The organism is Streptomyces sp. MS06 (genome assembly GCF_047200655.1).
GTDB lineage: Bacteria > Actinomycetota > Actinomycetes > Streptomycetales > Streptomycetaceae > Streptomyces.
Window position 1 is genome coordinate 44035 of record NZ_JBJZOJ010000026.1, and the last position, 12368, is coordinate 56402.

Sequence of the window (12368 nt, forward strand, 5' to 3'; positions counted from 1 at the left end):
CCCTCGTCAGCCCTTGCACAGGTCGGCGGTCTTCAGGTCCGCCGGCGGGATGGTCTCCTTGCCGAAGCCGTACTGGCCGATGAGCTGCACGTACCGGTCCGGGTCCGAGGTGATCTTCTTCAGCTCGCGGTTGAAGGCGTCCCGCAGGTCCTCCGTGCCCTTGCGGAAGACGGCGCCGCCCGGGCTGTACTGCTTCTTGCCGTCCAGCTCCGGGATGAACGCCTCGGTGACCTCCAGGCCGCTGTTGTTCTTGGCCAGCCAGTTCAGCGAGATGCTGGTCAGCAGGAAGGCGTCGATCCGGCCGCCCTTGACCGCGTCCGCGCCGTCCTGCGGCTTCTGCACGGTCTTGATGTTGCCCTCGGAGATCCCGGCGCCGGTGGCGTAGCTCTTCTCGACCGCGCCCGACATCACCCCCACGGTGATGCCGGCCTTCTTCGCCGACGCCAGGTCGGACAGGTTCTTCGGGTTGCCCTGCTTGACCATCATGGCGGTGGGCGAGACGAACTCGGGCTCGGAGAACAGCGCCTTCTCGCAGCGGTCCGGGATGATCGCCATACCGGCGCTGATCACGTCGTACTTGCCGGCCTGCAGACCGGGGATCAGTCCGTCCCACTCGGAGAAGGTGGGGCGCAGCTCGTCGACGCCGAGGGCCTTGAATATCTCCCGGTGCAGGGTCGGCGCCTCACCCTTGAGCTGCCCGTCCTCCTTGTAGCCGTACGGGGCCTCGTTGGCGTAGGCCACCTTCACGTAGCCCTGCTTCTTGAGCTGCTCCAGCTTCGAGCCCTTGCTGTCGGTCTTGCTGCAGGCGGTCAGTAGTCCGGGGACGGCGACCAGGCCGCCGACGGCCGCACTTCTGGTGAGAAAGCCGCGGCGGGACAGGTTGGGGAACTGGGACATGGACACTCGACCTCCAGAGAGAGCCTTGCCGTTGAGCCAATAAGGCCAGTGGTGGCATCTGCCCGATCCCCGTCAGCTATGCGGTCCACTTCGCGGATGTGACCCAACAGTGTCCGGAACGTGATCTTCTCTTTCTCTTTCGATGGAGGTACGGGAGGAATGGGGACCGGTCGGGCGGGGGAAGGCCCTCTGCATGGCCGATCGCTACCTGGAGGTCTCCCTCGCCGCGCGAGGGGTCCGCTGCACCGCCAAACTGCTCGACGACCGTGCCCCGTTGACCTGCGCGGCGGTGTGGGACGCGCTGCCGCTGGCCGGCGACGTCTACCACGCCAAGTACGCCCGCAACGAGATCTACGCCCTGTTCCCTCCCTTCGCCGACGACGAACCGCCGTTGGAGAACCCCACCGTCACCCCCATCCCCGGCGACCTGTGCTACTTCTCCTTCGGCGGGACCCAGCTCGGCACGAAGGCGTACGGCTACGACCGCGAGGTCCGCGCCGGGACGACCGTCGTGGACCTGGCCCTGTTCTACGAGCGCAACAACCTGCTCATGAACGGGGACGTGGGCTGGGTGCCCGGCATCGTCTGGGGCCAGGTCGTGGACGGACTGTCCGTCATGGCCGAGGCCTGCAACGACCTCTGGCGCTCCGGAGCGGCGGGGGAGACCCTCGCCTTCCGGCGCGCCTGAGCCCCTCGCCTCCGACTGCTCCCCCGCCCGCCGCGCCGACGGCGCCGGGCGGGGGAGGGGTGCTCAGCGGTCGGCGGGCGCGAGGGCCGAGGAGGCCGCCCCCGACGTGTACAGCGCGTGCGCCGTCCGCAGCACCAGGTCGTCGCGGTGCCGCGCCGCGACGATCTGCAGACCGACCGGCAGCCCGTCCGCGTCCACGCCCACCGGGACCGTGGCCGCGGGCTGCTGCGTCATGTTGAAGGGGTAGGTGAACGGAGTCCAGCCCGTCCAGCGCCGGTGCCCCGAACCGCGCGGCACCTCCACGCCCGCCTCGAACGCCGTGATCGGCACGGTCGGGGTGAGCAGCAGGTCGTAGGTCTCGTGGAAGCGGCCCATCCGCCGGCCCAGGTCCATCCGCACGTCCACCGCCGCCAGGTAGTCCAGCGCGCTGTACCGGGCGCCGAGCGCGCACACCTCGCGCAGCCCAGGGTCCAGCAGCTCGCGCTGGTGCGGCCCGAAGTGCTGGGTCAGCCGGGCGGCCCCGCTGAACCACAGCGTGTGGAAGGCGTCCAGCGGCTCGGTGACGTCCGGGTCGGTCTCCTCGACGTAGGCACCGAGCCCGGCGAGCCGCTCCACCGCCCGCCGCACCGCCGTCGCGACGGCCGGCTGCACGGCGACCTGGCCGCCGAGCGAGGGCGAGTACGCCACCCGCAGTCCGTGCACGCCCTCCGCCAGCGCCTGCGTGTACGGCGCGGCGGCCGGCCCGAGCGCCGACCAGTCCCGGGAGTCCGGGACGCCGATCGCGTCCATCAGCAGCGCCGCGTCCGCCGCGTCCCGGGCCATCGGCCCGACGTGCGCCAGCGTGCCGAAGGCGCTCGCCGGATACACCGGGACCCTGCCGTAGGTCGGCTTGAGCCCGAAGACGCCGCAGAAGGACGCCGGGATGCGCACGCTGCCGCCGCCGTCCGTGCCCAGCGACACCGGGGCCGCGCCCAGTGCCACCGCCGCCGCGCTGCCGCCGCTGGAGCCGCCCGCGGTGCGGGCCGGGTCGTACGGGTTGCCGGTGACGCCGGACAGCGGGGAGTCGGTGACGGCCTTCCAGCCGAACTCGGGCGTCGTCGTCTTGCCGATCAGGACGGCGCCCTGCTCGCGCAGCCGCGCCACCGAGGGTGCGTCCTCGTCCCAGTCGCCCTGCTCGGGGACGGTCCTGGAACCCTTCAGCGTCGGATGGCCGCGCAGCAGCAGGATGTCCTTCACGGTGACCGGGACGCCGTCGAGCGGCCCGGCGGGTTCGCCGCGCCGCCAGCGGTCCGCGGACGCCCGCGCCTGGTCCAGGGCCTCCTCGGCGAGCAGCCGGACGAACGCGTTCACCCGGGGCTGCACCGCCTCGGCCCGCTCCAGGGCCGCACGGGCCGCCTGCACCGGATCGAACTCGCCCTTGCGGTAGCCCTCGACGAGCCGTGCGGCGGTCAGCTCGGTGAGCTGTGTCATGCACACCCTCCCTGAGGCGTCAGTGCCCGGGTACGTACCCGCGCTTCTTGTCGACCACGTTCACCAGGGGCCTGCCCGCCACCCAGCGCTCGTACAACTCCAGGAACTGCTCACCCAGTTCGTCCCGCCACCCGATCGTGTCGCCGCTCATGTGCGGGGAGACCAGCAGGCCCGGCACCCGCCACAGGGGGCTGTCCGGGCCGAGGGGCTCGGCGGTGAAGACGTCCAGGGCCGCGCCGGCGATGCTCCGCCCGCGCAGCGCCTCGGCGAGCGCCTCCTCGTCCACGAGCTGCCCGCGGCCGACGTTGACGAACCGGGCCGAGGGAGTCATCAGTGCGAAACGCCGCGCGTCGAACATGCCCCGCGTCCGCTCGGTCAGCGGGGCCGCCGAGATCACCCAGTCGGCACGGGCCAGCAGCCGGTCGAGGTCGTCGGGACCGTGGACACCGGCGCGCGCGGTGCGACCCACCACGGCAGCCGTGACACCGAGCGCCCCCAGGGTGCGGGCGATCGCCTGGCCGATCGGCCCGGAGCCCACCACACAGGCACGAGTTCCGGCCACCCGCTGCGTCTCGCGGTGCCGCCACTCCCGCCGCTGCTGGAGCTCCCAGGTGCGCGGCAGATCCTTCGCCAAACACAGCACGAGGGCGGCGACGTACTCGGCGATCGGCTGGTCGAAGACGCCGCGCGCGTTGGTGACCACCGTGTCGGAGGACGCGAGTTCCGGGCACATCAGATGGTCCACGCCCGCACTCGCGGTGTGCACCCAGCCCGGTCGCGGGCCCTCGCCGGGCCAGGCCGCGCGCACCGCCTGCGAGGTGAAGTCCCAGATCAGCAGGATGTCGGCGTCGGGAAGCCGCTCGGCGAGGTGCGCCTCGTCGGTGTGCACGACGCGGGCTCGGCCGGTCAGCCGGCCGAGCCGGGGAGGGGGGTCGGCGTCGAGGACGAGCAGGGTGGGGACGGCCATGGGCGGCAGTGCTCCGGGAGGTCGGCGGGGTGGTGCTGGCGGCGGAGGCGGGGCCCGCCCGGGGGAAGGCGCCCACCGCGGGGCGGGCGCCGCTCCGAGGAGGGCGGCGGACTGCTGTGAACAGTGTTTCGCGTGGGACGGATGTCGACTCGTGGGGGCGGAAACCGGCTCGAGAACAGGGTGTCTGAGATGCGCGGATTGACCACGCTCGCACCCCAACCTACCTTCGTCAACACGGGCGCTTTCGTGAAGGTTTGCACCCTCCCCACCTCACCGTCAGGCGGTGTCTGCCATGGACGTCACTTTTCTCGGCGGCCCCCGCCCCCAGCGCGGAGTCGGTGTCGTCGCCCCCTTCGACTTCGCTCTCGACCGGGAGCTGTGGCGCTGGACCCCGGACGACGTCTCGCTCCATCTCACCCGGACGCCGTACGTGCCGGTCGAGGTCGGTCTCGACCTGGCCCGGCTGGTCAGCGAGCACCAGACGCTGAGCCGCGCGGTGCACACCCTGGTCGAGGTCACGCCCGAGGTCGTCGCCTACGCCTGCGCCTCCGGCAGCTTCGTCGACGGGATCGCCGGGGAGCGGCTGATGTGCGAGGCGATGGTCCAGGCGGGTGCGGTGCCCTCGGTGACCACCTCCGGAGCGCTGCTGGAGGCCCTCGCCGAAATCGGCGCCCGGCGGGTCGCGCTGGTCACCCCGTACACCGTCTCGGTGACCCGGGCGCTGGAGGACTACATGGCACAGGCCGGCGTCACCGTGACGGGGTGCGTGTTCATGGGCCTGACGCGGCACATCTGGAAGGTGCCCTACCGGGACGTGGTCGAGATGGCGCGGCAGGCGGTGGCGGTCGGCGGGGCCGACGCCCTCTTCCTGAGCTGCACCAACCTGCCCACCTACGACGTGATCCCCCAGTTGGAGGCCGAGCTGCGGATGCCGGTCCTGTCGGCCAACCAGGTCACGATGTGGGCGGCGCTGCGCCGGCTGGGTACCGGGGCAGTGGGGCCGTACCAGGCTCTGCTGGACGAGTCGGCGCGCATGTGGCCCTCCGAGCCGCCGCGGCCGCGGGTTCACGACGGAGAGCAGCAGGAAGGGTGGACATGACAGCACTCGGATTCCTCTACCCGGGACACTCGGGAGAGGACGACTATCCGCGGATCGAGCAGCTCCTCGGCAGTGACATCCGGCTGGACCTGGTCCACACGGACATCGGCGAGGATGCCCATCGGGTGGACGCGCTGCTCCGGATGGGCGCCCCGGAGCGGCTCGCCGCAGGGGTCGAGGAGCTGCGGCGGTCCGGGGCCGAGTCGGTGGTGTGGGCGTGCACCAGCGGCAGCTTCGTGCGCGGCTGGGACGGCGCCCACGAACAGGTGCGCTCCCTCGCCCGGGCGGCCGGCATGCCCGCCTCGTCGACCTCGTTCGCCTTCGCCCACGCGGTGGCGGAGCTGAGGGTGCGCCGGGTCGCGGTCGGCGCCACCTACCCGGACGACGTGGCACGGCTGTTCGCCGACTTCCTGCGGGCCGCCGGCGCGGAGGTGACCGGGGTGTGCGGGGCCGGCATCATCACCGCGGCGGAGGTCGGCACCTGGGGCGGGGAGCAGGTGCTGGCGCTGGCCCGGGAGGCGGACCGGCCGGACGCGGAGGCGGTGCTGCTGCCGGACACGGCCCTGCACACCGCCGGGCACCTGCCGCAGCTGGAGAAGGAGCTCGGCAAACCGGTCCTCACCGCGAACCAGGTCACGGTGTGGGAAGGGCTGCGGCTGGTGGACCGGAGGGTGAACGCCCCCGAGCTGGGCGCGCTGTTCCTGCGGGAGCCGCTCGTCCAGGCCTGAGCGGCCGCGGGCGACCGCCGCCGACCACCGACCACCGGAGGCCGCCGACCGCCGACTCCCGGAGGCCGCCGACCGTCCGTCGGACGCCGGTGCCAACGGACGCTCCGACCGGCGACCGGCGACCGGCGACCGGCGACCGGCGACCGGCGACCGGAGCGCGGTGCCCCGGAGCGCGGCGCCCGGGGCCCGGCGCCCGGCAGTCCGGGGTTCGGGGTGCGGTGCGCGGGGCGAGCGGGCCGGTGCCCGTTGCCCGGTCCCCGGAATAGACGGGGGCGCCGTCCGGTTGGTCACGCGAGGACAGCACGCCGTACGACGCAGGAGGCACCACCGTGGCCGCAGACGACCCCACCGGCGAGGAGCGCCGGGCCCCGGCGGACGGCAGCCGCGGCGCGGCGGACGGCATCCGGGGCACGGCCCGGGGCGGCGCACCCGTACCGCTCTCGGTGCTGGACCTGGTCACGGTCGGCGCCGGACGCACCGCCACCGACGCCCTGCGCACCAGCGTCGACCTCGCCCGCCTGACCGAGTCCCGCGGCTTCCACCGCTACTGGGTGGCGGAGCACCACTCCATGCCCGGTGTCGCCTCGTCCTCACCCGCGGTGATCCTGGCCCACCTCGCCGCCCGCACCGAGCGCATCCGGCTCGGCTCGGGCGGGGTGATGCTGCCCAACCACGCCCCGCTGGTCATCGCCGAGCAGTTCGGCACCCTGGAGGCCCTCGCCCCCGGCCGCGTCGACCTCGGTCTCGGCCGGGCGCCCGGCACGGACGGTGCCACGGCCGCCGCCCTGCGCCGCACCGAACGGCTGCACGAGGGCGCCGACGACTTCCCGCAGCAGCTCGCCGAGCTGACCCGGTTCCTCGACGACGACTTCCCCGACGGCCACCCCTACCGGCGCGTCCACGCCGTGCCCGGCCCGGTCCAGGCCACCTCTCCCGGCGGTGTCCAGTCGGTGCACCGCCCGCCGATCTGGCTGCTCGGCTCCTCCGGGTTCAGCGCCAGGCTCGCCGGAACGCTCGGCCTGCCCTTCGCCTTCGCCCACCACTTCTCCGCGCAGAACACCGTCCCCGCGCTCGACCTGTACCGGGAGTCCTTCCGGCCGTCCACGGTGCTCGCCGAGCCCTACGCCCTCATCGGCGTCGCCGCCCTCGCCACCGACGAGGAGCGGGAGGCCGGGCGCCAGGTGCGGGCGGCCGCCCTGAACATGCTGCGGCTGCGCAGGGGCCGCCCGGGTCTGGTGCCGTCGCCGGAGGAGGCCGAGGCGCACGTCTTCAGCCCGGCGGAGGAGGAGTTCGTCGCCTCCTGGAGCGCGAACGTCGTGCACGGCACCGCGGAGGAGGTCCGCAGCGGTCTCGACGCCCTCCACAAGCGCACCGGCGCCGACGAGCTGATGCTCACCGGCAACGCGCACAGCGGCGAGACACGGCTGCGCTCCTACCAGCTCATCGCCGACGCCTACGGCCTCCCGGCGGCCGGCTGATCCCGGTCCCGGTCCCGGTCCCGGTCCGCCGGTCCGGATCCCGGTCCCGGGGGGCGGTCATCCGCTCCGTGCCGGACAGGTCGTGGCCGGGGGCGGTCCACCGCCGCGGGCGGTTCACCGCTGGGGGCAGGGGAGCGTGTCGCCCAGCAGTCCGGAGATGCCGTCCGGTGGGACCGGCCGCGAGTACAGCCAGCCCTGCCCGGTGTCGCAGCCGATGGCGCGCAGCCGGTTCTCCTGGGCCGGCGTCTCCACGCACTCGGCGGTGACGGTCAGGCCCAGCCGGTGGGCCAGCTGGATCATCGCCTCGACGATGACCTCGTCCGCCGGGCTGGGCTGCGCCTCACCGCCGTCGAACTGGAAGCCGCGGACGAAGGAGCCGTCCAGTTTCAGCGCCTTGACCGGCAGCCGGCTGAGGTAGGCCAGGTTCGAGTAGCCGGTGCCGAAGTCGTCGATGGCGATTCCCACGCCCATGTCGCTGAGGGCCTGGAGCGTCTGCAGCGGGCGGCCCGCGGAGCCCATCACCGCGGACTCGGTGAGTTCCAGTTGCAGCAGCCGGGGGGACAGGCCCGTCTCCGCCAGGGTCTGCGCCACGTCCGCCACGAGGTCGGAGTCCCAGAGCTGGCGGACGGCCACGTTGACGCTGACGAAGAGGGGTGACTCGTCGGGGTGGTCCACCTGCCAGCGGCGCGCCTGGTGGCAGGCCGTGTCCAGAATCCACCGGCCGAGCGGAACGATCGAGCCGTCCTCCTCCGCCAGCGGGATGAACCGATTCGGCGGGAGCAGTCCGAACCGCGGATGGTTCCAGCGCACCAGCGCCTCGACCCCGCCCACCCGGCCGTCCGCCATACCGACCAGCGGCTGGTACTCCAGCACGAACTCGCCCCGCTCGATGGCCGGACGCAGTCCGGCGGCCAGGGCCTGGCGGGTCATCAGGTGGGCGTTGCGTTCGGGGTCGAACAGTGTCCAGCGGGCCTTGCCGTCGGCCTTGGCCCAGTACAGCGTCGTGTCGGCGGCCTGCATCAGGCCGGTCGCCGAGGTGCCGGCCGCGTGCCGCTCGACGACGCCGATCGACGCGGACAGCGACAGCCGCCGGCCGGCCAGGTCGAAGGGCTCCTGAAGGGCGGTCAGCGCCGACTCCGCCAGGTCCGCGAGCTGCTCGGTGCCGGTGGAGTCCTCGACCAGCAGCGCGAACTCGTCCCCGCCCAGCCGGGCGACCAGCGGCGCGCCGGCCCTGCCGTGGCCGGCCTGGTCCGCGCAGCGGGTCAGCCGCTCTGCCACGGCCGCCAGCAGTCGGTCGCCGACGCGGTGGCCGAGGCTGTCGTTGACCGCGCGGAAACCGTCCAGGTCCAGGTAGCACAGGCCGACCCGGCCGGTGCCGCCCAGTGTGTACGCCTCCGGGTCCAGGGCGGCCGACAGCCGCTCGAAGAACAGGGTGCGGTTCGGCAGCCGGGTCACCGGATCGTGCAACTCCACGTGCCGCAGCCGGTCCTGGAGTTCGCGGCGGGCGCTGATGTCGGCGGCCGACAGCAGCAGTCCGGGCCCGTCGCCGGCGAGCGGTGAGACGGTGACCTGGACCCAGCGGGTGCGGTCGGTGGACTGCTTCAGCCGCCGGGTGCAGCGCACCGTCGCCCGGCGGCCCCGCAGCAGTTCCCGGTAGGCGTGCCAGGTGCGGTCGTCGGCGGCGAGCTCGACCAGGTCGGCGGCGGCCCGCCCGGCGAGCGCGACCGGCTCGGCGCCGAACAGCCTGCCGAAGGCGTCGTTGGCCTCGGTGACCATGCCCTCCTGGTCGACCACGGCCATCGCCAGCGGGGCGGCGGTGAAGGCGGAGCGGTACGCCGGAGCGACGGAGGGAGGGATTCCGGTAGTACCGGTGGCTGTGACGGCTTCACGCTCCGTGACGGCCGACCGGTCGAGGTCTGCCGCGGGCGTCGGTCCTTCGGAGGTTCCGCTCACCGCTCGCTCCCGCAGTGCACTCGATCTCTGTCCGTGCCGGAAAGTGTGCCGATCATAGAGGCTGGCACGGGCCCCTTCCAGCCGTCGGGCCGCGGCCGCCGGTCGGCGGCCGGTCCCACCGGATCGTTTCTGCCCGCTGCTGGGCGGGTTCTCCCCACCCTCGACCAGTTGTGACGTTCTGTAAGCGCTTCGGGGGTGTCGCGCGGTCGCCCGCGTCTCGGAATCCTGTCGGATCCCTCACACGTCCGGATCAGATAAACAGGGCATACCACCATAAGCTCGCCCAAGCTGGGTGCGGTGATCCCCAACCGCACCCGGAGGCCCCGTTGCCGCGTCAGCTGCCCCTGAAGGGACTCGCTCGTGCGGCCGCCGGGCGCATCGGACGGCCGGGTGCCGCGCTGCCCAGGTCCCGGCTGCGCGGCACCGCGGCCGTGTTCACCGTCATGTCGGCGCTCGCCGCGACCTCCCTGATCAGCGCGCCCTCGGTCGCCGAGCCCTTTTCGGCGGAGCCCTGCGCGCTGTCCCGCACCGCCGCCCACCACTCGGAGGGACTGGACACCTGGAACGCCGCGTATCCCCGGCCGATCCGCCCGCTGGACGCGGTGATGGTCTTCCTGTCCTTCCCGGACGCGGCGCCGGTCACCACCCCGGCCGAGCTGGCGGCCGACCACTTCCCGGCCACCAGCCGCTACTTCGCCCGCGCCTCCTACGGGCGCTTCACGCTGCGCCCGCATCCCCTGCACCGGTGGATCCGGATGCCGAGACCTTCCACGGCGTACGTCATACGGCGGGACTGGGACGCGGTGCACCGTGCCGCCTATCTGCGCGACGCCCTCGCCGTCAGCGACCCCTACGTCGACTTCTCCCGCTACGACATCGTCTACCTCGTCGCCGACCCGGACGCCCCCGGTGTCGACTCGGACGCCACGAAGGTGGTCAACCTGGGCCGGCCGCTGCAGGTGGACGGCACCCCCCTGCGGAGGGTGGTCACCGTCTTCGAGAAGCACCCGCCGGACCGCCTGGTCCTCGCCCACGAGACCGGCCACGTCTTCGACCTGCCCGACCTCTACCACCGTCCGGTCGACGGCAAGGGCGACTGGGACACCTACGTCGGCGACTGGGACCTGATGGGCAGCCAGTTCGGGCTGGCGCCGGAACTGTTCGGCTGGCACAAGTGGAAGCTGGGCTGGCTTGACCCCCGCCAGGTGGTGTGCGTGCCCGGGACCGGCTCGACCCGCCTGACCCTGGAGCCCCTGGCCGCCGGACCGAACGTGCCGGTGACCGGCCCGACGGGCGTCCCGGCCTTCGGCCTGGGCGGCGGGACCAAACTCGCCGTGGTCCGCACCGGCCCGCACCGGGTGCTGGCGCTCGAGGCGCGAGGCCGCCTCGGCAATGACCGGGCCGCCTGCCGGAGCGGCATCCTCGTGTACCGGGTGCGCAGCTCCACCCGGTCCGGTGCCGGACCGGTCGAGGTGATCGACGCCCACCCGCACGGCGAGGCCTGCTGGGGCGACTCGGTCTACCCGCCGCTCGCGGACGCCCCGGTCGGCCTCGGTGAGAGCTTCACGGTGCCCGGGGAGGGCGTACGGGTGCAGGTGCAGGGGCGGACGCCGTCGGGCGCGTGGACGGTGCGGATCACGCCGGGCGCGACCTCCCCCTGACCGGTCGCCCCTCCCCGCGCGCCGGGCGGGCGCGGAGGCCGCGCCCGGCGCGGGGGGCGCCGGTGGCGCGGACAACGACCGAGGGCCGGTCCGCATCCCTGCGAACCGGCCCTCGACCGACAAGTGCGCCGCCAGGGACTCGAACCCCGGACCCGCTGATTAAGAGTCAGCTGCTCTAACCAACTGAGCTAGCGGCGCCTGCTGACGTCGTAGACCTTAGCATCCTGCCCGGTGGGGCGTGAAATCGATATCCGCACGGCCGCACGGGCCGCCCGGACGGCCGCCCAGAGCAGCACCTCCGGCCCCGGCAGCCAGGGGCGGCGGGTGTCCGGGGCGACCAGCCAGCGGCTCGCCGAGCCGGCCGCGGCCTCCCCGGCGAGGGCCGGCACCGTCACCGCGTCACCGGTGCCGTGGCACAGCAGGGGCGGGACGGCGGCCGCACGGTCCCGGCCGCCCCACTCCTCCCAGTCCAGCAGCGACGGCAGCCGCTGGGCGGTGCCCGGAGCGGCGAACAGCAGCACCCGCCCCCGCAGCACGGCCACCGGGCCCGAGCCCGGTCCCTCGTTCCACAGCCGGTCCAGCATGCGGCGGCCGAACAGCGCGGGCACGCCGACCACGTCGAAGACGGAGCCGCAGGGCAGTACGAGCGGGGCGTTCGGCTGCTCCTCCCACAGCGCGAGCGTGCTGCGCGGATACGTTCCTGCGGAGGCGAGCCAGGCGGCGCCGTCGCGGGTGACCTGGGTGACATGGCACATACTGCTCATGCCGTCTACATCTACCTGCCGTGAGCGGATGCCTCCGCAGAGTTGCGGGAATCCGGGACGTGCCGCCGGGAGAAGGGGTATCGTGCCCGCCCGGCATATGCCGGGCGGATCAGACCGGATCCACGTAGCCCGCAGCGGCGCCCTCGCCGCTCCTGAGCAGGTCCCGCCCGAACTCGACCATCCGCGTCGCGTAGTCCTCGGTCCACTCGGCCCGCTCGGCGATGTCCGCCGCCGTCAGCCTGTCGAACCGCCGCGGATCGGCGAGCTGGGCCGCGGCGATGGCCTGGAACTCCACGGCCCGGTCGGTCGCCGCGCGGAACGCGAGGGTCAGCTCGGTCGCCCGCGCCAGCAGCGCCCGCGGATCGTCGATCGACTCCAGGTCGAAGAAGTGCTCCGGGTCCGCGGCCGCGGCCGCGGGCTCGAACAGCAGGGGCGCGGGGCGTAGCCGCGGCTCGTGGGGACGCGGCGTGGGCTCCGCCATATCAGGTCCTCCTTGAAACGGTCGGGTGCGTCGGGGTCGTGGTCGGGAGTCGGGGAACCGGGCGCCGGCGGTGTGCGGGCCACCGGGGTCCGGGCCGTCCGGCCGCCCGCTCGGGCCCGTCAGGGCCCCGGTCGGCCGCCCGGCGGAGGGCGGACCGCCTTCCATTCTCCCGCGTCGGCGCA

11 protein-coding genes and 1 tRNA gene are annotated in these 12368 nt (G+C 73.6%); 5 read left to right on the forward strand and 7 right to left on the reverse strand.

Translation table 11 applies throughout. The annotated features are described in order from the left end of the window. Window positions 1-6 precede the first annotated feature (6 nt). Window positions 7-897 (reverse strand): ectoine/hydroxyectoine ABC transporter substrate-binding protein EhuB, encoded by an 891-nt coding sequence (gene ehuB, locus ACL02U_RS16330; protein ID WP_412791557.1) that lies wholly within the window; start codon window positions 895-897, stop codon window positions 7-9. Window positions 898-1090: 193 nt separating this feature from the next. On the opposite strand from ehuB, the gene ACL02U_RS16335 reads away from it, so the two are divergent. Next, the gene (locus ACL02U_RS16335) at window positions 1091-1585 is read left to right on the forward strand and encodes a DUF3830 family protein (RefSeq protein ID WP_412791558.1); all 495 of its coding nucleotides are present in this window, start codon (window positions 1091-1093) and stop codon (window positions 1583-1585) included. A 63-nt stretch (window positions 1586-1648) separates the two neighbouring features. On the opposite strand, the gene ACL02U_RS16340 is transcribed toward ACL02U_RS16335, so the two are convergent. Next, window positions 1649-3055, reverse strand: a complete 1407-nt coding sequence (locus ACL02U_RS16340) for an amidase (RefSeq protein ID WP_412791559.1) — start codon at window positions 3053-3055, stop codon at window positions 1649-1651. Between the two features lie 19 nt (window positions 3056-3074). Further along, complete coding sequence (locus tag ACL02U_RS16345) at window positions 3075-4022, reverse strand: D-2-hydroxyacid dehydrogenase (RefSeq protein WP_412791560.1); 948 nt, start codon at window positions 4020-4022, stop codon at window positions 3075-3077. A gap of 292 nt (window positions 4023-4314) precedes the next feature. On the opposite strand from ACL02U_RS16345, the gene ACL02U_RS16350 reads away from it, so the two are divergent. From ACL02U_RS16350 to ACL02U_RS16360, 3 genes are all read left to right on the forward strand, one after another. Beyond that, window positions 4315-5121 (forward strand): decarboxylase, encoded by an 807-nt coding sequence (locus ACL02U_RS16350; RefSeq protein WP_412791561.1) that lies wholly within the window; start codon window positions 4315-4317, stop codon window positions 5119-5121. Continuing rightward, on the forward strand, window positions 5118-5849 hold the full coding sequence (locus ACL02U_RS16355; RefSeq protein ID WP_412791562.1) for a decarboxylase: 732 nt from the start codon (window positions 5118-5120) through the stop codon (window positions 5847-5849). The genes ACL02U_RS16350 and ACL02U_RS16355 overlap by 4 nt, the downstream gene beginning before the upstream one ends. 329 nt (window positions 5850-6178) lie before the next feature. Continuing rightward, on the forward strand, window positions 6179-7327 hold the full coding sequence (locus ACL02U_RS16360; RefSeq protein WP_412791563.1) for an LLM class flavin-dependent oxidoreductase: 1149 nt from the start codon (window positions 6179-6181) through the stop codon (window positions 7325-7327). 114 nt (window positions 7328-7441) lie between these two features. On the opposite strand, the gene ACL02U_RS16365 is transcribed toward ACL02U_RS16360, so the two are convergent. Then, the gene (locus tag ACL02U_RS16365; RefSeq protein WP_412791564.1) at window positions 7442-9280 is read right to left on the reverse strand and encodes a putative bifunctional diguanylate cyclase/phosphodiesterase; all 1839 of its coding nucleotides are present in this window, start codon (window positions 9278-9280) and stop codon (window positions 7442-7444) included. A 326-nt stretch (window positions 9281-9606) separates the two neighbouring features. On the opposite strand from ACL02U_RS16365, the gene ACL02U_RS16370 reads away from it, so the two are divergent. Continuing rightward, the gene (locus ACL02U_RS16370; protein WP_412791565.1) at window positions 9607-10941 is read left to right on the forward strand and encodes a M6 family metalloprotease domain-containing protein; all 1335 of its coding nucleotides are present in this window, start codon (window positions 9607-9609) and stop codon (window positions 10939-10941) included. 124 nt (window positions 10942-11065) lie between these two features. Here the strand turns inward: ACL02U_RS16370 and ACL02U_RS16375 are convergent. The 3 genes from ACL02U_RS16375 to ACL02U_RS16385 all read right to left on the reverse strand — a co-directional run bounded on the left by ACL02U_RS16375 (window position 11066) and on the right by ACL02U_RS16385 (window position 12186). Further along, window positions 11066-11139 (reverse strand) — tRNA-Lys (locus ACL02U_RS16375). Continuing rightward, on the reverse strand, window positions 11130-11705 hold the full coding sequence (locus tag ACL02U_RS16380; RefSeq protein ID WP_412791566.1) for a bifunctional DNA primase/polymerase: 576 nt from the start codon (window positions 11703-11705) through the stop codon (window positions 11130-11132). The genes ACL02U_RS16375 and ACL02U_RS16380 overlap by 10 nt, the downstream gene beginning before the upstream one ends. 109 nt (window positions 11706-11814) lie before the next feature. Further along, on the reverse strand, window positions 11815-12186 hold the full coding sequence (locus ACL02U_RS16385; RefSeq protein ID WP_412791567.1) for a hypothetical protein: 372 nt from the start codon (window positions 12184-12186) through the stop codon (window positions 11815-11817). Window positions 12187-12368 lie beyond the last annotated feature (182 nt).